The organism is Labilithrix luteola, assembly GCF_001263205.1.
GTDB classification, from domain to species: Bacteria; Myxococcota_A; Polyangia; order Polyangiales; family Polyangiaceae; genus Labilithrix; species Labilithrix luteola.
This window is the reverse complement of the sequence record NZ_CP012333.1, coordinates 2,053,448-2,077,782: the sequence shown is the minus strand read 5'-3', so window position 1 is coordinate 2,077,782 and position 24,335 is coordinate 2,053,448. Positions and strand designations below refer to the sequence as shown.

23 protein-coding genes are annotated in these 24,335 nt (G+C 66.0%); 11 read left to right on the top strand and 12 right to left on the bottom strand.

What is annotated here, in order from left to right; translation table 11 throughout:
• Positions 1–3: 3 nt before the first annotated feature.
• Complete coding sequence (locus AKJ09_RS09415) at positions 4–1,107, bottom strand: phosphotransferase family protein (protein WP_146646862.1); 1,104 nt, start codon at positions 1,105–1,107, stop codon at positions 4–6.
• 57 nt (positions 1,108–1,164) lie between these two features.
• On the opposite strand from AKJ09_RS09415, the gene AKJ09_RS09410 reads away from it, so the two are divergent.
• The 5 genes from AKJ09_RS09410 to AKJ09_RS09390 all read left to right on the top strand — a co-directional run bounded on the left by AKJ09_RS09410 (position 1,165) and on the right by AKJ09_RS09390 (position 5,424).
• Positions 1,165–2,361, top strand: a complete 1,197-nt coding sequence (locus AKJ09_RS09410; RefSeq protein ID WP_146646861.1) for an acyl-CoA dehydrogenase family protein — start codon at positions 1,165–1,167, stop codon at positions 2,359–2,361.
• Between the two features lie 10 nt (positions 2,362–2,371).
• The gene (locus AKJ09_RS09405) at positions 2,372–3,565 is read left to right on the top strand and encodes a DUF6183 family protein (protein WP_146646860.1); all 1,194 of its coding nucleotides are present in this window, start codon (positions 2,372–2,374) and stop codon (positions 3,563–3,565) included.
• A gap of 90 nt (positions 3,566–3,655) precedes the next feature.
• Entirely contained in the window at positions 3,656–4,435 is a 780-nt protein-coding gene (locus AKJ09_RS09400) for a chlorite dismutase family protein (RefSeq protein ID WP_146646859.1), read from the top strand.
• Complete coding sequence (locus tag AKJ09_RS09395; RefSeq protein ID WP_146646858.1) at positions 4,432–4,995, top strand: formylmethanofuran dehydrogenase subunit E family protein; 564 nt, start codon at positions 4,432–4,434, stop codon at positions 4,993–4,995. The genes AKJ09_RS09400 and AKJ09_RS09395 overlap by 4 nt, the downstream gene beginning before the upstream one ends.
• Positions 4,996–5,019: 24 nt before the next feature.
• Positions 5,020–5,424 (top strand): hypothetical protein, encoded by a 405-nt coding sequence (locus AKJ09_RS09390; RefSeq protein ID WP_146646857.1) that lies wholly within the window; start codon positions 5,020–5,022, stop codon positions 5,422–5,424.
• Between the two features lie 10 nt (positions 5,425–5,434).
• Here the strand turns inward: AKJ09_RS09390 and AKJ09_RS09385 are convergent, their stop codons facing one another.
• The 4 genes from AKJ09_RS09385 to AKJ09_RS09370 all read right to left on the bottom strand — a co-directional run bounded on the left by AKJ09_RS09385 (position 5,435) and on the right by AKJ09_RS09370 (position 8,554).
• Complete coding sequence (locus tag AKJ09_RS09385; RefSeq protein WP_146646856.1) at positions 5,435–6,454, bottom strand: C15 family peptidase; 1,020 nt, start codon at positions 6,452–6,454, stop codon at positions 5,435–5,437.
• Positions 6,455–6,690: 236 nt separating this feature from the next.
• The gene (locus AKJ09_RS09380; RefSeq protein WP_146646855.1) at positions 6,691–7,212 is read right to left on the bottom strand and encodes an MYXO-CTERM sorting domain-containing protein; all 522 of its coding nucleotides are present in this window, start codon (positions 7,210–7,212) and stop codon (positions 6,691–6,693) included.
• 49 nt (positions 7,213–7,261) lie between these two features.
• Positions 7,262–7,699: a hypothetical protein gene (locus AKJ09_RS09375; RefSeq protein ID WP_146646854.1), complete on the bottom strand. Its 438-nt coding sequence runs from the start codon at positions 7,697–7,699 to the stop codon at positions 7,262–7,264.
• A 120-nt stretch (positions 7,700–7,819) separates the two neighbouring features.
• Positions 7,820–8,554, bottom strand: a complete 735-nt coding sequence (locus AKJ09_RS09370) for a hypothetical protein (RefSeq protein ID WP_146646853.1) — start codon at positions 8,552–8,554, stop codon at positions 7,820–7,822.
• A gap of 233 nt (positions 8,555–8,787) precedes the next feature.
• Here AKJ09_RS09370 and AKJ09_RS09365 point away from each other — a divergent pair, with 233 nt between their 5' ends.
• Positions 8,788–10,488 (top strand): hypothetical protein, encoded by a 1,701-nt coding sequence (locus AKJ09_RS09365; protein ID WP_146646852.1) that lies wholly within the window; start codon positions 8,788–8,790, stop codon positions 10,486–10,488.
• Positions 10,489–10,508: 20 nt separating this feature from the next.
• Positions 10,509–11,093, top strand: a complete 585-nt coding sequence (locus AKJ09_RS09360; RefSeq protein WP_146646851.1) for a hypothetical protein — start codon at positions 10,509–10,511, stop codon at positions 11,091–11,093.
• Positions 11,094–11,102: 9 nt separating this feature from the next.
• Here AKJ09_RS09360 and AKJ09_RS09355 read toward each other — a convergent pair whose 3' ends face one another.
• The 4 genes from AKJ09_RS09355 to AKJ09_RS09340 all read right to left on the bottom strand — a co-directional run bounded on the left by AKJ09_RS09355 (position 11,103) and on the right by AKJ09_RS09340 (position 15,426).
• Positions 11,103–13,265, bottom strand: a complete 2,163-nt coding sequence (locus tag AKJ09_RS09355) for a fibronectin type III domain-containing protein (RefSeq protein WP_146646850.1) — start codon at positions 13,263–13,265, stop codon at positions 11,103–11,105.
• Between the two features lie 71 nt (positions 13,266–13,336).
• Positions 13,337–14,545, bottom strand: a complete 1,209-nt coding sequence (locus AKJ09_RS09350; RefSeq protein ID WP_146646849.1) for a dienelactone hydrolase family protein — start codon at positions 14,543–14,545, stop codon at positions 13,337–13,339.
• Positions 14,546–14,663: 118 nt separating this feature from the next.
• Entirely contained in the window at positions 14,664–14,999 is a 336-nt protein-coding gene (locus tag AKJ09_RS09345; RefSeq protein WP_169927403.1) for a c-type cytochrome, read from the bottom strand.
• A gap of 82 nt (positions 15,000–15,081) precedes the next feature.
• Entirely contained in the window at positions 15,082–15,426 is a 345-nt protein-coding gene (locus AKJ09_RS09340; protein ID WP_146646847.1) for a hypothetical protein, read from the bottom strand.
• A 510-nt stretch (positions 15,427–15,936) separates the two neighbouring features.
• Between AKJ09_RS09340 and AKJ09_RS09335 the strand changes: the two genes are divergently transcribed.
• Together AKJ09_RS09335 and AKJ09_RS09330 are read left to right on the top strand one after the other, a co-directional pair.
• Complete coding sequence (locus AKJ09_RS09335; RefSeq protein ID WP_146646846.1) at positions 15,937–18,396, top strand: DUF1592 domain-containing protein; 2,460 nt, start codon at positions 15,937–15,939, stop codon at positions 18,394–18,396.
• A gap of 8 nt (positions 18,397–18,404) precedes the next feature.
• Entirely contained in the window at positions 18,405–19,805 is a 1,401-nt protein-coding gene (locus tag AKJ09_RS09330) for a DUF1501 domain-containing protein (RefSeq protein WP_169927402.1), read from the top strand.
• Between the two features lie 78 nt (positions 19,806–19,883).
• Here the strand turns inward: AKJ09_RS09330 and AKJ09_RS09325 are convergent, their stop codons facing one another.
• Genes AKJ09_RS09325 through AKJ09_RS09315 form a run of 3 tightly spaced genes read right to left on the bottom strand, consistent with a single transcriptional unit; the run spans position 19,884 to position 22,609 of the window.
• Positions 19,884–21,536 (bottom strand): AMP-binding protein, encoded by a 1,653-nt coding sequence (locus AKJ09_RS09325; RefSeq protein ID WP_146646844.1) that lies wholly within the window; start codon positions 21,534–21,536, stop codon positions 19,884–19,886.
• A complete protein-coding gene (locus tag AKJ09_RS09320; protein WP_146646843.1) occupies positions 21,533–21,970 on the bottom strand; it encodes a GreA/GreB family elongation factor in 438 nt (145 codons plus the stop codon). The genes AKJ09_RS09325 and AKJ09_RS09320 overlap by 4 nt, the downstream gene beginning before the upstream one ends.
• Before the next feature lie 57 nt (positions 21,971–22,027).
• Positions 22,028–22,609, bottom strand: a complete 582-nt coding sequence (locus AKJ09_RS09315) for a hypothetical protein (protein ID WP_146646842.1) — start codon at positions 22,607–22,609, stop codon at positions 22,028–22,030.
• A gap of 122 nt (positions 22,610–22,731) precedes the next feature.
• Between AKJ09_RS09315 and AKJ09_RS09310 the strand changes: the two genes are divergently transcribed.
• Entirely contained in the window at positions 22,732–23,292 is a 561-nt protein-coding gene (locus tag AKJ09_RS09310; protein ID WP_146646841.1) for a hypothetical protein, read from the top strand.
• On the top strand, positions 23,289–24,311 hold the full coding sequence (locus AKJ09_RS09305; protein WP_146646840.1) for an MYXO-CTERM sorting domain-containing protein: 1,023 nt from the start codon (positions 23,289–23,291) through the stop codon (positions 24,309–24,311). The genes AKJ09_RS09310 and AKJ09_RS09305 overlap by 4 nt, the downstream gene beginning before the upstream one ends.
• Positions 24,312–24,335 lie beyond the last annotated feature (24 nt).

Below are 24,335 nucleotides of genomic sequence, written 5' to 3'. Positions count from 1 at the left end.
GACCTAGGCGTGTGAGCCGGGCGCGACGCCGGCGATGTTGCACGCCAGCTCGGAGAGCATCTTCACCGCGAACTCGTAGGCGCCCGCGTCGTCGGAGCTGGCGTTGCCTTGCAGGCTCCGCTTGTAGACACCCTGCGCGATCGCCGCGAGGCGGAAGAGACCAAAGGCCATGAAATAGGGCCAATCGGCGATCTTCGCGCGGTTCGTGAGGTGGCAATACTCGGCGACGAGCTCGTCTTCCGTGGGGATGCCGAGTGACGCGATGTCCACGCCGGCGAGCCCGCCGCGGCCTGGCACGTTGATGTGATAGCCCATGCACGCGTACGCGAGGTCGCTGATGGGGTGGCCGAGCGTGGAGAGCTCCCAGTCGACGATGGCAATGACGCGCGGCTCCGTTTTGCCGGCGGCGTCCACCGCGAACATCATGTTGTCGAGCCGGTAGTCGCCGTGGATGAGCGAGGTATCGTCGCTGTCCGGCGTGCGCGATCGCAACCAGGTCATCAGGGCTTCCATGGCCGCCACGTCGCCGGTGCGCGAAGCTTCGTACTGCTTCGACCAGCGATCGACCTGACGCGCGACGTAACCGCCGACCTTCCCGTAGGAGCTCAGGCCCACCGCCTCGTAATCGACGCGATGAAGGGCGGCGAGCGCACGAACGTACTCGCGATAGATCGCCGTGCGTTCTTCCTTGGTGCCCACCTCGGGCAGCGTCGGATCCCAGTGGATCTTGCCTCGCACGAACTGCATCACGAAGAACGGCGTGCCGACGACACTCTCGTCTTCGCAGAGGCCGAGCGCGTTGGGCACGGGCACGTCGGTCGCTGCGAGCGCGCGCATCACTTGGTATTCGCGCTCGATGGCATGTGCCGAGGGAAGGAGCTTGCCCGGCGGCTTCTTGCGGAGCACGAGCTCCATGTCGCCGCCTGCGCCGCCCGTCACTCCCACCCAGTAGGTCGGATTCGATTGACCGCCTTTGAACTGCTGCACTGTCACGGTGCCGCCGCGGCATCCTTCGACGTGTTCACCCAGCCACGTGGCGAGGGCAGCTTCGTCGATGCGGTGAGCCTCACGAGGGGGGCGCGAGTTGGCAGGCGGAGTGAGCGGCATCGGGGCGGTCAACGACGCTAACACGCGCGCCCGCGGCGTCGCTATGCTCGACGGCCCATGACCATCAGCTTCGAGCACTCGCCGGAACTCAAGGCGCTCCGCACCCGCGTTCGCTCGTTCGTCGACGAACACGTGATTCCGAACGAGTGGCGAATCCTCGAAGAAGATCAGCACAAGAAGCGAGACACGCTGACCGCGCTTCGGGAGCGCGCGAAGTCCGAAGGTCTCTTCGTGCCCCACCTACCGAAGGAGCACGGCGGCCTCGGCCTCGGCATCATGGGCATGTGCGCGCTCTTCCGCGAGATGGGGCGCTCGCCGCTCGGCGCGGCTTGCTTCAATTGCGATGCACCCGATCAGGGCAACATGGACCTGCTCCTGCGATCGGCGAAGCCCTCGGTTCGCGAGAAATGGCTCGCGCCGCTCGTACGCGCGGAGATCACCAGCGGATTCGCCATGACCGAGCCTGCGCCCGGGGCGGGCGCCGACCCGACGAACCTTCGCACGCGCGCCGTGAAGGACGGCGACAGCTGGGTCATCGACGGGCACAAATGGTACACGACCGGTGGCGGTGACGCGTCGTTCCTCATCGTGATGGCGCGAACGGGGGAGGGCAGGGAAGGCGCGACGATGTTCGTCGTCGATCGCCACGCCCAAGGTGTCGAGCACGTTCGCGACGTGCCGGTCATGAGCCCACCGATGCTTGCGCATCGCGAAGCAGAGCTACGATTTCATGGCGTTCGCGTGTCGGAAGAGGCGGTGCTCGGCAACGTCGGCGACGGCTTTCGTCTCGCGCAGACGCGTCTCGTGCCGGCACGCCTGACACACTGCATGCGCTGGCTCGGCTGGGCCGACCGCGCACTCCACATGTGTCGTGAGTACGTGGTGACGCGCGAGAGCTTCGGAAAGACGCTCGCGCACCATCAGATGATCCAGAAGAAGTTCGCCGACGCCGCGGCCGGAATCCACGCGGGCAATTTGATGACGTTGCACTGTGCATCGATGCTCGAGCAGGGCCTCGACAAGGAGGCGCGGCCCTACTCCTCGATGGCGAAGAACCACGTCGCGAAGGTGCTTTGTCAGGTGCTCGACGATGCGATCCAGATGCATGGCGCGCTCGGCTTCAGCGAGGACATGCCGTTCTCGATGTGGTACCGCTTCGCGCGATCGGCGCGGATCGCCGACGGGCCCGACGAGGTTCACGACGTCGTGGTAGCCCGTGATTTCCTGCGCGGCGCGCTCGAGACCCTCGTGTAAGCTGGGCGCCATGAAGCCCCTCTCGGAGATCGTCCAGCAGCTCAAAGCGCACTTGCGTTCGGATGGTCCGAGCTCGGACGTCACCGAGGTGATCGGTCTCGTCGACAAGCTCGCGAGAGATGGGCGCACGAGCGATCTGGTCCAACTCTGGAGCGAGCTCGAGTCGTCGTGCGACGCGAAGGGCCCCGCGTGCGCGCCATGGGAGAACGTCGTCGACGAGATCGAGGAAGCCCTCGCGCTCTCCAATGGCGAAGACCGCGTGGAGGCCGTCATCGAGCTTCTCGGTCGTGATCGCGTGCGCACGGTGCAGCGCCCGCGTTCGGGAGAGTTGCGCGCTCGCGCGTTCGCCTCGCGCCTCAGCCATGGTCAGTCGAAGGAGATCTTCCTCTCGATGCTCGAGAAGAAGAGCCCCCTGAACGACGGCCCCACGCGTGAGCTCTTCGCATGCTGGCTCCACGAGGTCGTGCTTCGCGGCACGAGCCTCGAGCGCGACGCGCAAGCCGTTCGCTTCCACGCAAACCTTGCCGAGAGCGGTCATCCGCTCGGGACGATGCCGCTTCGTCTGCTTACGCCGGAGTTCGAAGCACCGACGTACATGCCGATGTACGGCGCCGAAGCGATCCAGAGCGCCGTCGCTCGTCTCGAAGGCGGCCCCACGTCGATGCGCACGATCCCACCGCCTGCGGAGCAGCCTGCGCCGAAGGTCACGCTCCGGAACGAGCCATCGACGGTCGAGCGCATGCGCGAAGCGCTTCGCCCTTGGACCGAAGGTTCGAACGGCAAAGCCGAGGTGAAGATCTTCGACGTCGAACCGCCGCTCGTTCGCCGTTCGCCCGGAAAATGGCTGGTGCGCGCGCTTCCGCTCGAATCGCTCGAGGGCGCGTCGTCGGTCGAGGTGTCGCGCGTCGATTCGGCGCTCGTGTGGGGAGCTCTCTTCGGAGCGGCGTCGAACGGCGGCGCCTACACGCCGGGGCTCGGCGGAGCCTATGGTCGTCGAGCCGCGTGGACCTCGTTCAGCGCGCTGGTCGATGCAACACCGGGCACGAAAATCGAGGCCGCCGGCGAGCGTGCCGAAGCGTGCGCCTTCCTCACCTATGACGCCGCGAGTGATTGGTTCAACGGCGTGGCGTGGGACATCGGCCTGCTTGCGGTTCGTCCTGACGGCGCATCGATTGCGCTTCTCGCTGCCACCGACACCGATTGAGGTCGAGCTTCGGTCTCGACCTTTGCGAAAGGATTACGTGCGCACGCGCGCCGTCGCTTCCCGGCCTTTCCTCGTGCTACGAAAAGGGCCATGAGCGACGCGAACGCACCGGGCGGACCGAGCGCAGAAGCGAAGGGCCTGCCGACCATCGACGTCAACGAGTACGGCGGCAAGAAAGACGGCGTGAAGCAGTCGACGAATCGTCGCCTCTTCATGCAGCTGCTCGTCTTCCGCGTGCCGCCGGGCGGCAGGAGCGGCCCCGACACGGTGGCCGAGGAGCTCGGTACCGTTCTCAGGTCGCACCGAATCGCCGGCATCGTCTATGCCGACGCGGTCGATCCGCGCAGCGTCGGCCTCCTCACGTGGAGCGAAGACCCGGCTCACTTCGTGAAACGCGTACGTCCGCTCTTCAACGAGCTGCCGTTCTCGCACGTCGAGCTTCGCGAAGACTATGCGATGCTGGGGCGCTCGTACTCGACGGGCCACGAGCCGGAGCTCGAGTGGACGCTGCTTCGCCGTCCGGTCGAGAACGTGTCCAACGAGAGCTATCCGTGGCACGTCTGGTACCCGCTTCGTCGCAAGGGCACCTTCGCGAAGCTCGAGCCGATCGATCAGAGCCACATCCTCCGCGAGCACGCGGCGCTCGGCATCGCCTACGGCCAGCAGGAGCTCGCGCACGACGTCCGCCTCGCGTGCCACGGCATCGACGCGGGCGACAACGAGTTCATCATCGGTCTCGTCGGCAAAGACCTGCACCCGCTCTCGCACCTCGTGCAGGCGATGCGCAAGACGCGCCAGACGAGTGAGTTCATCGAGAAGATGGGCCCGTTCTTCGTCGGCTACGTCGTCGCGCGGAGCTCCGGCGAATGAGGCTCGCGTGGGGCGCGGCGCTCGTTCTCGCGCTCGTCGGGTGCGGTTCGTCTTCGTCGAACGCCCCGGTCGAGACGACCGCCTCGCCTCACGGCCATGGGCATCATGCGCCCGCCGCCGAGACGTCCGCATCCGATCCGATCGATCGCGCCCTCGACGACGTGGCGAGGATCCATGGCGCGCCTGGTCCATGGGCGGTGGCGGGCTATCGCATGGCGCAGTACGCGCTCGCCAAGCTGCATCTTCCGCAGGGCAGCTTCGATCTCGAGATCACGCACCGAACGCCGAAGAAGGTGCAGTTTTCGTGCATCGCCGATGGCGCGCAAGCGTACTCGGGCGCGAGCGCGGGCAAGCTCAATCTCACGCTCGTAGAAGCGCCCGAAGCCGAACTCGTGACCATCTATCGGAACAAGAAGACGGCCGAGAGCCTCGCGCTCCGTCCGAGCGCATCGTTCCGTGCGCGTTATCTCGACGCCGATCGCGCCCGCGCTCGTGAGCTCGGTCGCGAAGTGATGCAGCTCCCCGACGATCAGGTCTTCGAGGAAGTCCCCGCTCGCTGAGCGGAGGCGCGAGGTCGACCGACGATGGCGTTTTGGAGTGGATGGCTCGCTGTGGTTGCCCTGCTGACGGCGGGCCTCGTGCCGCTCGGCTATCGCATGCGCCAGCATCGTCGTGCGGCGCCGACCTCGCCCACCATCAAGCGGCACGTGCTGCTCGGCCTCGCCACCTCGGCGCTCGCGTTCGGCCACACGATGGCGGTGCTCCCCGCGCTCGGCTCACCCGCGGCGACAGGAGGAGGCATGCTCGCGCTCCTTCCGGCGGGAGCCGCGTTCTTCTTGCTCGTCGCCCACGCGGGTCTCGGTCTGCAGCTTCGCAACGAGAAGCTCCGGGATCGCGTCAAGAAGCGGCGCGCGCACACCGTCACGGCGATTCTCATCTCGCTGGCCGTCGCCGTGCACGTCATCGCGCTCGAACGCGCGGGTCACTAGAGCCGGCGAGTCAGAACGTTTCGCCGCCTTGCAGCGTCGAATCGGCGAAGGCGTTGTCGCCGATCGTCGGCGCTTCACCGCCGCTCAGGGCCGCCAGTTGCGCGTCGATGATGGCGCTCATGAGGCGCGCGCCGGCGTGGTGATGTGCGGTGGCGAGAGCGGCCGGCCAGTGGATGAACACGCGCGGCACGTCGCGGAGATCTTTGCGGAGGCCGATCGGCACGTCGTTGATGGCGCCGGGAAGGGGCGGGCTCGCTCGGAGCAAGCGCACGTGACGACCGGGATGACTCATCAGCCAGCCCGTCGCGTACGTCACGTTGTTGCACAAGTATGTGTTGCTCGAACGCGGGTAGCCGGCGAGGCGCACGTCGTCGAGCACGTCGCCGAAGCGAACGCCGTTGTCGATCTCGTCGGCCAGCTCGATGATCGTCTTCCGAGCCGCGCTCTCGACGGCCTGCCACGAGAGCAAGTTGCCGCGCGCATCCTCGCTGGCCGGCGCGCCATCGATGATCTTGGCGAACGATTCGTCGTCGCGAACGGCGGGACGTAGCTGACTCGAGCCGTCCTCGAGCGGCTTGGCTCGATTCGTCGCGCCGAGCTCGAGCCAGATGGGTTGGCGCTCGGCAGCGACCCCATTCATCACGACGAGCGCCGGGTCGAATGCCTCGAGCTCTTTGGCGATGAGGATCGTGGCGAGGTCCCAGTAGACGGGAAGGATCATGCCGCACACGTCGACGCTCTCGCCGCTCGGTAGGTCCAACGTCGTGGTGGCGACGCTCAGCTGGGGCTCGGGAGGGTCGACGGCGCCGGGCTCGGTGGGCGGCGAGGTCTCGGGATAGCGCGCGCCGGGAACGAGCGCGCTGACGATGCGGCCTGTCGCGTTGTCGCCGATGCGTCCGAAGCGTCCGAAGCCGGTGACGAGAACACGCCGGCGATGGCCCTTCGGAACGGTGCAACGTGCCGAGTACGACATCGCGAACTTCACGTTCGCGTCGTACTGCCTTCGCGCGGCCTCTGTGCGGGTGTCCACTCTGACTTCGCTTTCGCCGGTTGTCGCGTCGTCCCCCGCGGTCTCGACGCTACACGCGACGAGCCCGAAACACGAAAGCAGACCGACCACACCCCAACGCGCGCGCACGCATCGAGCTCTGCAATCCTCGAACCAGTGTGGGGCGACGTGGGAGGGCTGAAATCAGGCCCTCTTCTGCACCATTCGCGCGCCGTTCTCGCGCCGGCGAGTCCGTGCGTGGATCGCGCGCGATCCCTCTATCGCTTCGAGCGGCGGCGCATGGCACCCCCGACGAGCCCGAGACCGGCGAAGAGCAGGCCCGTCATCCCGCCGCCCGAAACGCCGGGAACGTCGCAGCCGCACGACGACTTCGCAGCGGGAGCCGAGCTCCCCGTTCCTGCGCTACCTGCCGTGGCCGGCGTGAGAAGGCCCATACGATCGGCGACGTCGCGCCCGATGCACCGGCTTCGGTCCGAGCACGTGGTCGACGAAGGGCACGACTTGTCCGGGCCGCAGCGCTGCGTGACGACGAGGTGCTGACCGGCATCACTCTTCGGATCGGTGGTTCCGATTTGCATGCAGAGTGCAACGGGTCGGCAAACTTCGCCGGCTCCGCATTGCGTGTCCGAATCGCACACGCTCGGCTCGCACCACTTGTAGTTGCCTTCGGACTTCGACGTGGAGCCGGCCGGGCATTCGACCTCGGCGAATGCCGAGCGCGACGCGAAGAGCGAACCGACGGCCAAGGCGACAACGAGAGCGCGCGCAGGCTGGAGCATGACGCGCATGCTATCCCCGCTGCGGTCGCCGCGAGATTTTTCGCGCGCGTCAGTTCAGGTCGCGCGAGCGCTTCGGCAGATCCTCGCGCGTCGACATCGACTTCGTTTCGGCGCTCTTCTGGCCCTGGCCGAAGATCTCGTCCCATCCTGCGCGGTAAGCGCTGGTCGCGACCTGCGCAGGCCCCTTGTGCGCTTCGACGACCGTGCCCTTGGGCGCTGACCAGCTGTCGCGCACGTCGCAAATGCGCGGTTCGTCTTGGCGCGGTTCGAGGCTCACGACCTCGCCGGTAATGGGCTGACCTTCACGGAGAGCGCGAAGCTCGCCTGCTTCGAGCCGCTCGTTGCGGGCACGAAGCACGTGGACGCCGTTGCCGTCGGATGTGGGAGGTCCGAGGAGGACGACGTCTTTGCTCGGCGCAGCAGGCTCCTTCGCCGGGGCTTTGGCCAACCCCGACGAATCCGTCTTGCTCCCGGCGTCGTCGCTCATCCCCTTCCTATACGACGGACGGGCAGAGAACGCTCGTCGTCGTTTTTGGGCGAACTGCGAGCTCGGCCTTTTGGCCTTTTGGCCTTTTGGCCTTTTGGCCTTCTGGCTCTTCGGGGACCGTCAGTTCTGCTCGCAGCCGCAGCCGCAATCGTTCTTGAATGAGTGCGTGCCCGTGCGGCACGTGTAGCGGATGCTTCCGCAGCTGGCCGGCGTGCCGATGTAGTTGCGGTTCGGCTCCTTGTCCGGGTCGCAGACGCAGGCCTTCGTCCCGCAGGTGGCGTTGCCGTCCGTTCCGCACGAGCAGTCGTTGCAACCGTCGGTCGACTTGAACGTCGCGCCCACGTCGTACGTCTTCCCGCCGTAGGAGCAAGTCGGAGGGGGCTCGGGCGTGCTCGACGTCACATGGAGCGTGACGTTGAACGTGGCGGCGAGCCGGTCGTAGTCGCGGAAGACGATGCGGTACTGACGCGACGCGCTACCGGCGGGGACCTTGTAGACGACCTTCGCGTCGAGCGTCTTCGGTGAGGCGTCGTCGTTGGCGGCGTACACCGTGTTGCTCGTGCTCGTGATCCAACCCATGGAGTCGCCGTCTTCGGACGTCACGTCGACGCTGATCTCGTCGCCGCCCTTCGCCTCGAAGCCGTAGGAGCGGTAGCTCCCGGAGGACTTGGAGTAGTAGGCCGTGCGGGTCTCGCCGTCGCTGATCGGGCCCAGGTACTTGATGCCCGAAAGCTTCAACTCGCTCTCGTACGAGTCGATGCTCTCCTTCGACGGGGTCTCGCTCGACGAGCAAGCCGCAGTCGACACGGAGGCCAAAGCGATGAAGGAAGCGATGAACGCACGCGAGAACGCCATCTTCGAGACCCTTTCGTCGGCGGCCCAATCGTAAGCGGCAAGGGGCCCATTCGTAAGAACGAAGGCTCAGCCGGACCACGGCGACTGTCGCGGTCTAGTCCCTCCCACCTGTATGGTCAAGGACGATACCTCAAGAAGTTTCCACAAACGCCACATGACAAGGGAACTTCGGGTGCGTCCGGAGGTCGCTCGGCGGTGCAGGCGCGCTTCCAACGCGGGACGAAGACGCGCAAATGCGCGAAGATGCAGCCAAAGAGAGCGAGGAAGAAGGAATGCGGCGCTGGGTTGGTTCGCTGGGCAGGGTGGTCGTCGGGGTCGCTTGGATGGGGCTTGCCGCGTGCGGAGGGGCCAGCCCCGGACCCGCGTCGCCGGCCGACGTCGCGGCCAGCGGCTCGCCGAACAGTCCGGCTTCGCCTGCCGCTGCGGCGGCCTCGGCGCCGGCCTCGACGGCCAAGTCCGATCCGTTCGTTCTGCCGGAGGGACCTCGCGACGACGCACCCATCTCCGTCGATCCTGGCTCGCTTCGCCTCGACGCATGGGACAAGGCTACGAAGGTCAAAGGTGTCGCCGCCGTTCCCGCGACGTGCACGGCCTTCGTCTCTCGCGCAGCCGCGAAACCCGCGCCGAAAGATCTGAAGAGCGCGCTCGCCGAACGCGACGTCGCCAAGCGTGACGCGATGCTCGCCGCGCTCGAAGGTGACAAGACCATCGACGCCCCCAAGGGGCTGGTGCGCGCGCTTCGTGCCGACCTCGCGCCGATCGAGTGCGCCGACGCGCTCGTCGACCCGGTGCTTCGCAAGTCGAACGAGGTCTCCGGCCGCGTTGGTCACGCGCTCGTGGGGCTCTCGCTCGCGGGCAAGCTCGCGCGCACGGCGAACACTCCACCGACGCTCGCGGGCGTGGAGAAGGCGAGCAAGGACAAGGTGCTCGCGTTCGTCAAAGGACCGCTCAAGACGTGGCTCCTCGAACAAGCGACGGCCATCGAAACGCTCAGCGCCGGTGCCAGTGGTCTTTCGGGCTACGGGCGAGGCGTTGCTGCGATCGAGGCGGGCGCAGCCGATCTGAGGCTTGTCGACAAGATGCGGAGCGCGCCCGTCCCTGCGGGATGGGACGTCGAGCTCAAAGGCGTTTACGAAGCCGCGCTCGACGAGGCGCTCGAACCGCGCAAGAAGCGAGGTCGCGACGCCGCGCTCGTGGGGCTGACGGACTTCGCGCAGGCCGGCGTGCTGCACGACGGACGCGTCGAACGCACCCGCGCGCTGCTCGGTAAGCTTTATGGCGGGCGGCGCATCGACGCGCTCGATGCCTTGATGCTCGGGGGCCCCGAGACCGCACCGGTGATGGGTGGCGTCTCGCCATTCTGGATCGACGTCACGCATGCCATGCCCATCGATGATCCGAAGGCGATCGCCGAGCAGGGGCTCACCGAAGACCTGCGCGCGAAGGTTCGTGCCCAGCGCGAGTGGGCGTCGCCCGAGCTTCGATCGGCGTATGCACGCGCGCGTCTCGATATGGGCCGCGAGTACTGGCGTCGTGTGGACTTCGTCGAAGCGGCGTACGCAGCGAAAGGCTCGAACTCGCCCGAGGATCGCCTCGTGCTCGCGGTCGCTCTCGCGCTCGTCCACGGTCCGAACGGTCCGAAGGAGATGATGCTCGGAGCTTCACCGGAGGCGCTCGACCTGAGGCACACCGAGGCACTCGATGCACTCGTTGCCGAGGGTGGTCCGCTGGCGGGCGCCGCCGCGTTCGACGCGGCGCACCTCTGGGCGGTTTCGACCACCGCGGGCGACAAAGCGCCGGCGCAGCTGCGCGATGCCGCCGCTCGTTTCCGCAAGGCCGAGTTGCTACTCACCGATCCTGCCGCAAAGAAGCGTGCCTCCGAGCGCGCGAGCGATCTGGAAGCGGCAGCATCGGCAGCCGAGAAGAAGATCTGAACTTTGCGTACGATGGCGTGATGCGCCTTCGTTCGAACGTCGCCGTTCTCTTCGGTGTGCTTGCTCCTCTGACCGTTGGCTGCGGCGGCGCTTCACCGGCCGCCGCACCCTCGGGGGGAGCGAAGGCTTCGAGCGGCGCCGCTGCCGAGCGCTTCTTCCCGCTCGAGGAGGGGCGCCTCTACCACTACCTCACGCGCGAGAATGGCGAGACCGGCATGCTCGTCGCGCGCGTACACCGCAGCGACGCCACGCACGGGGAGCTTCGCCTCACGAACACCACCAAGCGCTTCGTGTACGGCCCCTCGAGCGTTTCGTACGACGGCGGCGCGACGATCTTGAAAGACCCCATCGAAGTCGGCGCGAGCTGGCCCGGCGAACACGGCGGGACCACCAAAGTTTCGGCCGTGGATACGAACGTCACGGTGGCCGCGGGAAGTTACAGCGGCTGCGTGCAGACGGTGGAAGAAGGCGGCCGCATGCCTGGCGCGCGCTACGCGACGACGTACTGCCCGGGCGTGGGCATGGTCCTTCTCGAGATCTCCGCGGCTGGAAACGAAGCGCGCGCCGAGCTCAAGAGCTACGGCGCGCCGGTGAAGATCGAATGAGCGGGGGAGTCAGTTCGCGGCGCCGAACGTGGATGGCAGGTCGTTGGCCCAGGCCGACGCGTCGTTGCTGGTGCCGATGCGACGCGCGCTGATGCCCGTGATGCTGGTGGTGCAGGCCTTCCACGAGGCTCCGATCTGGGAAGCCTTCGGCGTGGAGGTGTCCGTGCAGGCGGCGCCTCCGCAGCTCGCAGGCGTCCAAAGGCCGAGGCCCTGCACGAAGGTGAGCGAGTTCTTGTAGGCCGTCGATGTCGTCGCTCCACCGTTGGTGAACGCGATCGCTTCGACGTAAGCGCCGGAGGGGGCGCGAAGCGCAATGACGTTGCTCTCGTTGGAGACGCCCGTAGCGCCGCCGAGGACATCCCACGCGTTGTCGTAGTTCGCGCTGTACGCGGCCTTGGGGTAGTCCGTCTTGGTCGATGACTCGGATTCGGGCGCCGATCCCGTCGCGTTCGCGGGAGTGATGTGCACGACGACGATGTCTCCGGCGGAGGCGCAGATGCCGGGCAGCTTCGCGAGCAAGGTGCCGCCGGCCGTGGGTGACGTCGGATTGGCATGCACTTCGAACCCCGTGAGCTTTCCACCTTCGACGACCTGGAGCTCGATGAGATCGCTGCCGCCCGGGAGGTTGGGATTGATCTCGGTGACCGTGAGCTTGGCCTCGGTTGCCGCGGCGCAGATCGTGCCGCCCGACGCGACGGGAACGCCCTGGAGGTTCGTGACGGAAGCGGCGATGTCGATGGTGAGCACCCCGCTCGGGAGCGTGGCGGTCGTGAGGCTCACTGTGTTCGGTCCCGTGAGCGTTGCCGCCGTGACCGAAGCGCCGGTGATCACAAAGCCGGCGGCGGTGACCGAGGTCGCTGCGAGTTCCTGATCGAACACAAGGTCGACCTGCGTGGCGTTCGGCGCGCCGGAGCCGACGAGCTTCGGTGCGGGCACGGGCGTGTTGGCGGCGCCTGGCGTTTCCGCGGCGATGTAGAAGTCCGCGCGTCCGTTCGTGTCGACGAGGTCCTTGCGATTGATCGACTTGCCGGCGGCGATCCCGGTCGCGAACTTTCCGCACGTGGTGCCGCTCGCCGTCGAAACGGCGACCGCTTCTGCCTGCGTTTGGCAGTCGTTCGTGCCTTTGACCGGTGCCGCGCTGAAGTTCCACGAACCGTCGGTCATGGCGGCGGCGAAGGCCGTCATGGCGGCGGTCGACGCGGTGCCGCTACGCTCGGAGAGGGCGACCGCGTCGAGCGTCTTCGTGCCGTCGACGATGGTGAGGAGGTTGTCGGTGCTGGTGATCGAGGTCTGTGCCGAATAGACGTCGAAGGCGGTAGCGCTGGCGCCGGTCGCGGTGGAGGCGGTCTTGCTCTGGGCCGTATCTTCCTGCTTCCAGCCGCTCGGTCCGGGGGTGCCCGAGGCGTGAACCACCAGGATGTCGCCCTGGGCCACCTCGAATCCACCGAGCTTGTAGAGCGAGCCGCTCGCTTGCTTGATCTCGAGATCGGCTGCCCAACCCGCCTTGGTGGCGACGAGCTCGAGGAAGTCGAGCTTCGTGGCATTGGCCGTGGCGATCTCGGTGATGACGAACGTGGCGCGCGCTTTGGTGGCCACGTTCGCCGTCGCGAGGGCGCCCACGTTCTTCGCGGCGTCGCGCGCACGAATCGCGAAGTAGTAAGTGGTCTCGGGATCGAGCCCGGAGATCGTGGTGGTTTGCGCGCTACCGGCCGCGAGCGGGGTCGGCACGCCGCTCGTCACCGCCGTCGCGGCCGTGAAATCCGCGTCGGTTGTTATGGCGGTCTTCGCGTAGCGAAGCTCGTAGGCGGTTGCCTGTCCGACGTTGCCGTCGTCGCCCGGCGCGGTCCACGCGAGCTTCACCGAGGTATGCGACTCGGCGGTGACCACGAGATCGGCGATCTTCGCCGGCGCGGTGGTGTCGCCCGGATCGGTCCCCGAGTCGGGATCGGGGTTGGGATCGGTTCCCGAATCGGAGCCACCGTCGGACTCGGGAATCCTGGTCGACGCGTCGTCCTTCGCCGGCTCGGTCGAGCCCCCATCTTTCGAGGTCTTCTTGCCGTCCTCGTTGGTCTGCTCGGCCGTGGACGACGACGTGCCGTCGGCCGCACAAGCGGAGAGCGAAAGCGAAGCGAGCAGGACGGAGGCCACGATCAACGAAGCGCGACAGTTCATTGGGCGCGCAATATAGTGGGCGGATGTGCGTGCGCCATGAATCTTTGCGGCGTGCGCGCACGCCCCGAGGGCTAGTTCTCCGCCTCCGCCTCGTCGATGACGTGCGCCATGAAGTGAACAATCTCGAGCTGATCGAGCATCGTCGGCTTCTCGAGTTCCACGTGGACGATGGCGGGGCTTACAAGAACGTCTCGAAGCGACGACGGCGGGACGTCGTGCGCGAGCCAGCGTGTTTCGGTGGCGGGGATGACGGTGTCGCCCTCGCCGTGCAGCAGGTAGGTTCGAGCACGTAGTCCACCGAGCCGACCGTGAGGCGAGACGTCTTTCATGCGGCTTGCCTGCCGCTCGATCTCGGCGAGCAGCTCGGGGCGGACGGCGGCCACGTCGGTCGCGAAGAGCCGATCGATCTTGGCTCGTGACTCGGGCGAGAGCTTCTTCTCTTCCTCGCGGGCGTCGTCGCGCTTCTCCCAGAGCCAGAGTCTGAGCGCCTCACGGGCTGCCGGAACGTCCTCGGCGGGAAAGAAGTCTTCGATGTGCGAATAGACGAGGACCATCGCCCCGTACTCGTGCGCGAGCAGTGGCTTCGGCGGGCCCGAGACCTGCTCGATCGAGTCGGTGACGAAGAAGCGCGAGACCCGTTCGAGATCGTCGTGCGCGCCGACGGCCACCACGAACGACACGCCGTCGGCAAAGCGCGGATCGGCGGCTGCCAGAAGCGCGATGCCGCCGCCGAAGCTCGTTCCCACGAGGCCGACTTGTGCGTGACGCGTGCGCTCGCGAAGCGCGTTCACGGAAGCGCCGACGGTCTCGATCGAGCTTGGCGCGACATGGTAATCGGCGAGCTCGTCGACCTGCGGCGTGAGCACGACGATGCCCGCAGCGGCGAGCGAGCGTGCGAACCGCTGCAGCCTCGGCTCTTCGATCCCCAGGCGATGCACCCCGTGGACGAGGACGACGGCGGGCGCGCCGTCCACCGAACCTCCCGGCGGCGAATAGAGGCGCGCGGCGACCTTGCGGGCGGGCAATCCTCCGCCCGCAGGTACCTCGAAGGTGGTCATCGCGTCGTCGACCACCGGCTTCACGGCCGGATTCGAGAACGCGAGGAGCAGCTCGAGCGCACGTACGTGATGAGAGACGTCTCGTGCGAAGACGATGGCGAGGATGCCCAAAACGCCGACGACGAACAGGACCGCTCGCCGCCACCGGCGCCTCGGCGTCGGGCGAGCTTGCCGAGCAATCTCGTCAGGCTCGTCCGTGCGGGCGCTGGGTGGCGTTTCCATCGCGTGATCCATACCGTACCTCCGGAAGGATCAACGCTCGCGGTCGACGGGAAATGTCGTCAGCTCGTCAGTCGTGGTAATTCTTCGTCGCGGGCCGAGCTCGCGAACGTCGTCACCGTCACTTCCGCGCCGAGAGCCACGCGTAGTCGCTCTTCAGATCGGCGTCCGAAATCACGCTCGCGTCGTACTTGGCCATTCCGGTTCCTTTGCCATTGCGAACCGTCGAGATGAAGTCGGCTTCGCTGAGGCCGCTGGGAAGGCTCGGGTAGATGCCGCTACCGCGACCTTCCGCACCGTGACAGCTCGCGCAGGTCTTCGTGAACGACGCGGAGAGCCCCGAACTCGTGCTGCCCGACGGGTTGCTCGAGGAGTCGTCGGAGCTGCTGCAAGCGGCAAGCGAAGCAACCATCAGAACCGCAGCCGCGAGGCCACGTACGTAAACGAAGTTCGTCATCGTTCTTCCTTGTTTCGAATATTCCATTGGATATGGATCGACGACCGTTGCCAGTTCCCGGCTGGAATTGCCGTCGAAACCGTCAACCTGCGTCGCCGGAGTCACCGCTGCCGGAATCCATTCCTCCGCTCGAACCGGTATCGGTACCGCTGTCTTTCGGCGGATTGGGCGGATCGGGATCTTGGGTGGGCTTGCTGGTGGGCGGCCCAGCGCCCGGCGGGAGCGGAGGCTCCGGGGCGGCTTGCCCTGGGGTGTAAGGCGTGGAGGTAACCTTTCCGCTGTTTTGGCCGTCGGATTCTGCGTCGTCCGAGCTGCAGGCAACGACGCTGAAACCAACTCCAAAACAGATGGTGCACACGAGAACGACGACGCTGAACGATGCCGTCCTTCGTCGTCGCTGAGACCGCGACGCATCGAGATGCTTCATCGTCATTCAACTCATACCGGTGATCCCCGGGGAGATGGACAACAAAGCTGCCACACGATCGGGATAGTCGTGCCGTCTGCGCGGACGGTACGACACATGCCGAATCATCACCACGCGACGGCACCTGTTGACACCTCTCGACACCTGCGAGTTCACGGCGTCCGGCATGTCTCCATGGCGCACAGGATGGGCCACCTGTTTTGGCCGGATGGTTGCGCTGTGCTTGACCTCACCTCAGACTCGAGGTCTCTTCTCACCAAGGACTGGTCGGCCGAGCTGCCAGCATTCGAAGAGCGACGTCATGTGCGCATGCGTCTCTCGTCGATCGCTCGCAGAGCGCGTGAGTGCCCGTTCCAGTCGTGACACAGGCGCGACACGGGCGAGCCCCTTTTCTAGCCTGCTCTAAGCCTGCTCTAGCCTGAGAGCCGTTCGAGTTTTCTTGATGACTTGGTTTTGGGGGCCAGATCGCGCCATGGCCAACGTGGTGCGCGGAACGCGGAGGAGTCTGCAATGACCGCTTCACGAAGCGACGACAGGATGCTGACAGGGACACGAGCGTTCACGCTCGGTGTCGTCGCCTTGGGGGCCCTCGTAGCCGCTGCGGGCGCGGGTTGCGGCAGTGATTCCGGTGACGACGCGTCGGATCCGAGCTGTGTGAGCACGCGCGAATACTTCACATCGCAAGTTTATGGAAAAGCGATGCAAACGTGCGCGGGCTGTCACACGCCTGGCGGTGCGGCGGACGCTCGCGGTGCAAAATTCAAGATATACCGTGATACGTATCCCGACTTCGTCACGGCCAACATCGAGTCCATTCGCGATTACGCGAAGCTCGAGATCGACGGCAAGCCTGTTTTGCTGCGTAAACCGCTCGGCGAGCGCGAGCACGGCGGCGGCGCCGTCCTGACCGAGGATTCGGACGATTACAAGATTCTTTCAAAATTCGTGAACGACCTCCGGTCGGGCAACGACAAGACCTGCGACGGCGATGGGCAGCTCGGGGTCCAGTATCTCGACAACCGGACGACGGCCCGTAAGGCGGCCATCACCCTGGCTGGGCGCTTCCCCACGGACGAGGAGTTCGCTCAAGCCGGCAGCGACGAAGGGCTCGACCAGTTCATCCTCAAGCTGACGAACGAAGACCTCTTCTACGATCGCCTCCGCGAGATCTGGAACGACGCTCTCCTCACCGAGCGTGGCCTCGACGCCGGCAACGGCGCCACGTTCTTCAACGCGCCCGAGCTCTACGACGACCGGTATCCGGGCTACTCGAGCGTCAATCGCGACTGGACCTCGCGCTCGATCACGCAAGAGCCGATGCGCCTCATCGAGTACATCGTCCGCAACAACCTGCCGTTCTCGGACGTGGTCGCGGGCAGTTACGTCGTCGCGAATCCGTACCTCGCGAAGCTCTATGGCATTCCGCACGACAAGCCGGTCGCGCCCGAGAACTTCCTCGAGTGGAAGCGCATCGACTTCTCGCCGGTGCAGAACCGTCAGGACAATGCGAACAGCCCGATGGAGACCACGGCGCGTCCGGTGGCGGGCCTGCTCTCCACGCCGGCGTTCCTGAATCGCTGGGAGACCACGCCCACGAACAAGGGCCGCAAGCGTTCCCGCATCGTCCTCAAGAACTTCCTCGCCACGGACATTCTCAAGTTCGCGCAGCGCCCCGTCGACTCGACGGCGCTCACGTCGGTCCAGAACCCGACCGCGAACTCGCCGATGTGCTCGGTGTGCCACACGGTCGTCGACCCGATTGCGGGCGGCTTCCGTGGCTTCAACGAGAACAACATGAGCCGCTTCGATGCGGCCGACAAATGGCACGACGACATGCTGCCGCCGGGGATCAACTCGGTGCAGATGCCGCCGCAGAGCTACGGCAGCGCGCTCATGTGGCTCGGCGCTCAAATCCCGCGTGATCCGCGCTTCGGCATCTCCATCGCGCAGGTCATGTACAAGGGCATCATCGGCGACGATCCGCTCGCGTTCCCCGAGGACAAGGACGCGCCGGAATACCAAGATCGCGTTCGCGCCTACAACATCCAGAACGACTGGTTCGTGAAGGTCGGCGCCGAGTTCGCCGCGTCGAACTTCGATCTCCGCAAGCTCGTCGTGAACATCGTGCGCAGCGCGTACTTCCGCGCCGTGTCGGGTGACTCGACGAAGGACGGCCTCCACCAAGGCCTCGGCCAGGGCCGCCTCCTCACGCCGGAGATGCTCGGTCGCAAGTTCCGCGCGACCACGGGCCTGTACTTCTTCCTCAACGCCGCCGCCGTGAAGGACGAGCAGCGCTCGCGCGACGGATACCTCCGTAGCGACTTCATCAGCGACAACGACTGGCGCCTCGTCTACGGCGGCATCGACTCGGGCGACACCACGAAGCGCATCGAGACGATGAGCCCGATCATGGTCGCCACGAGCCAGTACGCCGCCTCGATCGTGGCGTGCCGCGTGACCGCGTACGACTTCACCAAGGTCGCCGCCGATCGGCGTCTCTTCAAGAACGTCGAGCTCAACACCATGCCGTTCACACCGCGCGCGAACGCCGACGCGCCGCTCGGCGCCGTGCCGGATGCGGAAGCGAAGATCCGCGAGAACATCAAGCAGCTCTACTTCCGCCTCCTCGGCGAGACGGTGGAGACGGACTCCGCGCAGGTCACGGGCGTCTACAATCTCTTCGTCGATGTCTGGAAGGACCTCGAAGACACCGACCTCAAGGGCGGTGGCAAGAACAAGGGCCTTCCGAACTACCGCTGCGTGGCCCAGGACGACTGGGACAAGGGCGTGACCTTCGCACCGGACAACAACGGCAACCTCCAGGCTTCGTTCCCGAAGCTCGCGGATCGTCCGGACAAGACGCCGTACCAGCCGGGCATGAAGCTCGACCGCGACGACAACTTCACCATCCGCTCGTGGCAGGCCGTGCTCACGTACATGCTGATGGATTACCGCTACACCCACGAGTGAGGATGACCATGGAACGCCGCAACTTCATCAAGCTGGCTGGTGTCACTGGGCTCTCCCTGCTCTTTCCGTGGGCGACCTCGTCTCGCGCGAATGCCGACGAGCAGACGTGGGGCGGGCCGTACTTCCTCCACATGCATGCCGGTGGAGGCTGGGACCCGACGATGTTCTGCGACGGGAAGCTGACCGCCGAAGGCGTCACGCCCGACTACGAGAACAAGCTCGTCACCTCCGTTCAGGACGTCGGTGGCATCCCCGTTCCGTCGCAGACCAAGGACGGCAAGTTCCTCCTCCGCGACAACACGAATCCGGTCGAGGATCCCGTCCACTTCTTCCAGACCGTGGGCAAGTCGTTCCTCGTCTTCAACGGCGTGGACACGCAGACCAACAACCACGACACCGGAACGCAGGGCGTCGCTTGTGGTCACAATGACGTCGAGCTTCCCTCGCTCGCGGCGCTCTTCGCGGGATACATCGCGCAGACGCGGAACATCCCGATGGCCTTCCTCGCCGGCGGTTACTACAACCGCACGGGTGACGTCGTCGGTGCGTCGCGCTTCCCGGGCGACAAGGTTCCGCTCCTCGCGCAGCCGTTCATGGCGAACCCGAACGATGACAAGCCGCTCGTCTCGGACTTCGCGATGCAAAGGATCCTTGCGCTTCGCAATGATCGCCTCGTCGACCTCCAGCAGCGCGCGACCCTCCCGCGCAACAAGCGCACGATCAACGCGCTCGTGGACGCCTCGCGCTCCGGCGGCGCGCTCGGCCTCCTCAAGTCGGTTGCCGAAGCACCCGCGCCGGCCATCGACACCTTCGCCAACGACCTCCCGCCCGACTGCAAGGCGTACCTCACGGCCGCGCAGAACGGTGGCAATCCTCGCTTCATCGACATGGGCCGTCAGCTCGAGACGATCCTCCGCTGCTTCGCCGCGGGCGTGTCGGCCTCGGCAACGTGGGCGCAGGGCGGGTTCGACACGCACTCGAACCACGACACGAACCAGCAGACGGCGATGGCGAACTTCGTTTCGCGCATCCGCTACGTCATGCTTCGTGCCCAGCAGCTTGGCATCAAGGACAAGCTCTACGTCCTCGTGACGTCGGACTTCGGCCGCACGCCGCGCTACAACACGGGCAACGGCAAGGACCACTGGAACGTCACATCGGTGCTCCTCGCAGGCCCCGGCGTCAGCGGCGGTCGCGCCATCGGTAAGACCGACTCTGGCCAGAAGGCCATGCGCGTCGCCAAGGGCAACGTCGCTCAGACCGTCGCCGACAACGACTCGAACGGCGTCCGTATGCATGCGGGGCACTTGCATCGCGAGATGCGCCGCGTGCTCAACGTCGACAAGGCGAACTTCATCGGCCAGTTCCCGCTGCCGGCGACCGACGAGCAAATCCCGCTCCTCGGCTAAGAGGTCTCGCGCTTCGACGGTGAATCGGCCGATTCGTGCAGAACGAGTCGGCCGCTTCGTTTTGTGCGCTCGATGGGGTTAAGCCATCTCGTCGGCAGGGGCGAGAGCGAGCTCCTCGACCGCAATCTCGCGCATGCGGAACTTCTGGACCTTGCCCGTCACGGTCATCGGGAACTCCGTGACGAAGCGGAAGTAGCGCGGGATCTTGAAGGTGGCGATTCGTCCGCTGCAGAAGCTCGTGAGGTGCTCGGCGGTGAGCGTCGCGCCGGGCTTCGTCCGCACCCACGCCATCACTTCTTCGCCATACTTCTTGCTCGGCACGCCGATGACCTGCGCCTCGCTAACCTCGGGATGCGTGTGCAGGAACTCTTCGACCTCCCGCGGGTACACGTTCTCGCCGCCGCGGATGATCATGTCCTTGATGCGGCCGACGATGTTCACGTAGCCGTCGTCGTCCATCGTGGCCAGGTCGCCGGTGTGCATCCAGCCAGCCCGATCGATCGCGGCGCGCGTGGACTTCTCGTCGTTCCAGTAGCCGAGCATCACGCTGTAGCCGCGCGTGCAGAGCTCCCCCGAGGTGCCGCGCGGAACGACGTTGCCGGTTTCCGGGGCGACGATCTTGATCTCGACGTGCGGGTGCACGCGGCCCACGGTGGTGACGCGCTTTTCGAGCGGATCGGTGGTGCTGCTCTGCGTGGAGACCGGTGACGTCTCGGTCATGCCGTAGCAAATCGTGACCTCACGCATGTTCATGCGAGACGCCACCTGGCGCATGACTTCGATGGGGCAGGGCGAGCCCGCCATGATCCCGGTGCGGAGCGTGGAGAGGTCGAACTCGGAGAAACGCGGATGATCGAGCTCGCCGATGAACATCGTGGGCACGCCGTAGAGCGCGGTGCACTTCTCTTCAGCGACGGTCTCGAGCACGAGCAGCGGAGCGTAGGCCTCCGCCGGAATCACCATCGTGGAGCCGTGCGTGGTGCATCCGAGGTTGCCCATCACCATGCCGAAGCAATGGTAGAAGGGCACCGGAATGCAGACGCGGTCGTTCTCCGTGAGGCGCATGGTCTCGCCCACGAAGAAGCCGTTGTTGAGCACGTTGTCGTGCGAGAGTGTGGCGCCCTTGGGGAAGCCCGTGGTGCCCGACGTGTATTGGATGTTGACGGGGTCGTCGAATTGGAGGCTCGACTCGCGCTCTTCGAGGGCCGCAAACGGCGTTCGTTCGGCGAGGCGTAGGAACGAGGCGAAGTCTCCGGGGCGATCGGGCTCGTCGAACACGATGCTCTGACGGAGATCGGGGCAACGCCCGCGTACCTCGGCGAGCATCTTCACGTAGTCGTTCTGGCGGAACGCGCGCGACAGGAAGAGCACGCTCGTTCCGGATTGCGCGAGGGCGTATTCGATCTCCGCCGTCTTGTACGCCGGATTCAAGTTGACGAGGATCGCGCCGATGCGCGCCGCGGCGTACTGTACGACCACCCATTCCCAGCGATTCGGAGACCAGAGCCCGACGCGATCACCGCGTTCGACGCCGCTCGCCATGAGTGCGCGCGCTACCTCGCTCGTCGCGTCCCATAGCTGTCGGTAGGTGGCGCGGTAGCCTTGACCACGAACGACCAGTCCCTCGCGATCACCGAAGCGTTCGACCGTGCGCTGGAGGTTTTGGCCGATCGTCTGACCGAGCAGCGGGGTGGAGGAAGTGCCGTGCGCATAGGAGAGGGCTGTCGTCATTCGGGGTCACCTGCGCGTTCACCTATCAGTGTGACGATCTCGAGCTCGTGAGTGCCACGAGGCGCGCGGAGCTCTCGAACGTCTCCGACGCGCGCGCCGAGCAAGGCGGCGCCGAGTGGTGAGTGTACGCTGCACCCCTCGCCGAGAAGGGCATGTTCCTCGGCGGAGACGAGTCGGTAGCGCTTTTCTGCGCCCTCTTCGTCATGCACGAGCACCGTGACCCCGAGCGCCGCTCGTTCGGGCTTCTCTTCGATGGGCGCGAGCACCTCGGCGTGCGCAAGCGCGGCGCGAACGCGAGGGTCGGCATGCTTGGCGAGCTCGGCCGCACCCGTATGGGTCAGGTAGAACGGCTTCTGCGGTACGGCCACCGACGAAGCCGCGAGAGGAGCTTCGAAGCCGCTGTCGTCGTCTTCTTTGGTGAACGCTTTGCTCACCTACTCGAGCGTAGCGCACGCATCGCGCGTTCGCTCGAACGGCCGCGCCACGACTCGTCAGTCGTTCGGCGCGCCGTTTCCGATCCACGTCTGAATGCGCTCGAGCGACGCTCGCGAGAACACGTAGCGCGGCGTTTTGGGCATCGACCCGGTGAGCGTTCCGTTCGTCTTGCGCTGCCAGAGTATCCGGACGAGCGTGCTGCCTTCAGGCGCGGAAAAGTCGCGCGTCTGGATCAGAGCGGTGGTGTCCGAGAGCATCGATTGACGACAGCCATCTTTGTCGGCGCAGAGATACCCGGCGGACTTCGTCGTCCCTGCCGCCGCGGGATCACCGTGGCAGGTGCCGGAGCTCGAACAGCTTGCGGCGCCCGTCGGTCCGAAGAAGTCGCGATAGAGATCCGTCCACGTGGTGCCGGAGCCGGCGTCGACTTGCTCCTCCGGCCAGCTCGCCGCATCGATGTCGGAGGCGTCGCCCTCCTGGAGCCCCGGATCGCCTTCCTCGTTGGACGGTGGCGCACCGTCGAACTGCGTCTGGCCCCCGCGAATCTGCCCGCCTCCGTCGCTGCAGGCGAGTCCCACGAATCCTGCGCCTGCGCAGGCGACGAACGCCGCGAGGGTCACCCTCAAGGAAGCTCTCATCTCCTTCTTCCTCTACGCCTCTTCGGGAAGCGAGACGAGCTCATCCTTTGCGCGAGAGCGAACATTAACGTGTTCTTAAAACGGGGTCTTCAGGATGGCGGGAAACCACGTGAGGACCCGTCATGCCGCGCCTGTCGAGCCTTCTTCCACTCGCCGTCGGAGTGGCGCTCTGTTTCTCCACTCGCGCCCATGCCTCGCCCGAGTGGCGCGGACACGTCGCGGTCGAGGGGTATGGAAGTCTGCTGAGCGATGTCGACCGGTCGCCTCTCCTGAGCGTCAACACGGGCTGGATTGTTCGCGTCGCCGCGACCTCCGGCAACTGGGGCGGCTTCCTCCACGTCGAGGAAAACCTGTGGCGGGGAATGGAGTATGGCTCGGGCCTCGTTCCCGGCGCGCTCAATCTCGGTGTCGGCGGCGAGTACCGTTTTGCCGATGGTCTGTTGCGCACGAGCATGGCCGCCGGGCCTTCCGTTCTGCTGTTCGATACCCAGTTGGACGAGGCTGGAAGGGTAGGTGTCTTCTTCGAAGTCCGCCCTCTTGGACTGCGCTGGGAGCTGTCGCGGTCTCTTCGGCTGGGCTTCGACCCGCTCTCGTTCGCCGTGGTCGCTCCGGTGCTCTCGGGGATCCCGCTCGTTCGCGCGCAGTACCGCACCGGCGTCGCGCTCGAGATGGTGCTTCCATGAAGCCCCTGTGCTGGGTGGCGGTGTTGTCGGCGGTGCTCGTTGCGCGGCCGTCCGCTGCGTACACGGTCGGCACGGGGTTCTCGGATGCGTGTCACGAGAAAATAGCGATTTCCTCGTATCCGCAATATCTCGCGGCGCTTCCCATCGAGTCCATTCCTCCGCTCCGGGGAGAGGCGGCGGACAAGCTGTCGGCCTACTTCCAGCGCCTGTTTGGCGTCTCCGCTGACGACCGTCGCCACCGGAATCTGCTGATGAGCCTGGTCATCGGCGTACAAGCGCCGGACACGCACGGTCACTCGCTTCTAGAGCTCGAGAACACGCGTAACATCCACGCGGCCCCGGACGATCAGTACTCCCATGCGCTGCGGAAGCCGAACGACGACGGGCCGGAAGGAGACCTCGCGGCGATCTCCGGCACGCGTGTTCACATCAAGGACTTGGTGGAGAAGTTCCGCATCGAGATGCAGAAGCCTCGAGAACAGCAGTTCCTCTCCTACGATTACTACCTCGATTACTACGGGATGGTGACGGTGGACGTCTGGTCTCCGGCCTTCTACCTCGGCGAGGCACTGCACGCTCTGCAGGACTCGTTCTCTCATTCCATTCGCAGCGACGACTTTCGGCGAATTCGCCACGTGCTCAACTACGTCGATGGCATTTCGCACGACCACGATGAATCGCGGGACGGTCTTCGCCACTCGGCGAGCATGGACCTCTGCGCGGGCGACACCCTTCCGCTGGTGAACGCCGCACGCGAGGCGTCGATCGACTTCCTGCTCACCATGACGGCGGCGCCCGGCGAGGTGGACGCGGTTCTCGACCGTTGGCTAACGCACGAGAGCGGCTGCACGTTCGACAACGGCTACTGCGGTTCGCCCTGGGTTGCCGTTGCGAGACGGGAGCCCACGGAGCCATACCTCGGATGCGAGCAGGCTTCCGGTGGCGCGCCAGCCCCGGAGGTCCTGGCCGTCGTCGTCCTCTTGGTCCTCCGGCGCCGGAGGCGCAACCTCTCATCGTAGTGCTAAACCGACGGCGGACGCCGT

What these genes read in the sequence shown, in the direction of transcription:
- AKJ09_RS09360 (WP_146646851.1), top strand. Translation starts at nt 10,509, where the DNA reads ATGCGCCTTCGTTCGAACGTCGCCGTTCTCTTCGGTGTGCTTGCTCCT.
- AKJ09_RS09305 (WP_146646840.1), top strand. Translation starts at nt 23,289, where the DNA reads ATGAAGCCCCTGTGCTGGGTGGCGGTGTTGTCGGCGGTGCTCGTTGCG.
- AKJ09_RS09335 (WP_146646846.1), top strand. Translation starts at nt 15,937, where the DNA reads ATGACCGCTTCACGAAGCGACGACAGGATGCTGACAGGGACACGAGCG.
- AKJ09_RS09400 (WP_146646859.1), top strand. Translation starts at nt 3,656, where the DNA reads ATGAGCGACGCGAACGCACCGGGCGGACCGAGCGCAGAAGCGAAGGGC.
- AKJ09_RS09345 (WP_169927403.1), bottom strand. Translation starts at nt 14,999, where the DNA reads ATGACGAACTTCGTTTACGTACGTGGCCTCGCGGCTGCGGTTCTGATG.
- AKJ09_RS09380 (WP_146646855.1), bottom strand. Translation starts at nt 7,212, where the DNA reads ATGCTCCAGCCTGCGCGCGCTCTCGTTGTCGCCTTGGCCGTCGGTTCG.
- AKJ09_RS09355 (WP_146646850.1), bottom strand. Translation starts at nt 13,265, where the DNA reads ATGAACTGTCGCGCTTCGTTGATCGTGGCCTCCGTCCTGCTCGCTTCG.
- AKJ09_RS09405 (WP_146646860.1), top strand. Translation starts at nt 2,372, where the DNA reads ATGAAGCCCCTCTCGGAGATCGTCCAGCAGCTCAAAGCGCACTTGCGT.
- AKJ09_RS09310 (WP_146646841.1), top strand. Translation starts at nt 22,732, where the DNA reads ATGCCGCGCCTGTCGAGCCTTCTTCCACTCGCCGTCGGAGTGGCGCTC.
- AKJ09_RS09365 (WP_146646852.1), top strand. Translation starts at nt 8,788, where the DNA reads ATGCGCGAAGATGCAGCCAAAGAGAGCGAGGAAGAAGGAATGCGGCGC.
- AKJ09_RS09370 (WP_146646853.1), bottom strand. Translation starts at nt 8,554, where the DNA reads ATGGCGTTCTCGCGTGCGTTCATCGCTTCCTTCATCGCTTTGGCCTCC.
- AKJ09_RS09315 (WP_146646842.1), bottom strand. Translation starts at nt 22,609, where the DNA reads ATGAGAGCTTCCTTGAGGGTGACCCTCGCGGCGTTCGTCGCCTGCGCA.
- AKJ09_RS09325 (WP_146646844.1), bottom strand. Translation starts at nt 21,536, where the DNA reads ATGACGACAGCCCTCTCCTATGCGCACGGCACTTCCTCCACCCCGCTG.
- AKJ09_RS09330 (WP_169927402.1), top strand. Translation starts at nt 18,405, where the DNA reads ATGGAACGCCGCAACTTCATCAAGCTGGCTGGTGTCACTGGGCTCTCC.
- AKJ09_RS09350 (WP_146646849.1), bottom strand. Translation starts at nt 14,545, where the DNA reads ATGGAAACGCCACCCAGCGCCCGCACGGACGAGCCTGACGAGATTGCT.
- AKJ09_RS09415 (WP_146646862.1), bottom strand. Translation starts at nt 1,107, where the DNA reads ATGCCGCTCACTCCGCCTGCCAACTCGCGCCCCCCTCGTGAGGCTCAC.
- AKJ09_RS09395 (WP_146646858.1), top strand. Translation starts at nt 4,432, where the DNA reads ATGAGGCTCGCGTGGGGCGCGGCGCTCGTTCTCGCGCTCGTCGGGTGC.
- AKJ09_RS09340 (WP_146646847.1), bottom strand. Translation starts at nt 15,426, where the DNA reads ATGAAGCATCTCGATGCGTCGCGGTCTCAGCGACGACGAAGGACGGCA.
- AKJ09_RS09410 (WP_146646861.1), top strand. Translation starts at nt 1,165, where the DNA reads ATGACCATCAGCTTCGAGCACTCGCCGGAACTCAAGGCGCTCCGCACC.
- AKJ09_RS09375 (WP_146646854.1), bottom strand. Translation starts at nt 7,699, where the DNA reads ATGAGCGACGACGCCGGGAGCAAGACGGATTCGTCGGGGTTGGCCAAA.
- AKJ09_RS09390 (WP_146646857.1), top strand. Translation starts at nt 5,020, where the DNA reads ATGGCGTTTTGGAGTGGATGGCTCGCTGTGGTTGCCCTGCTGACGGCG.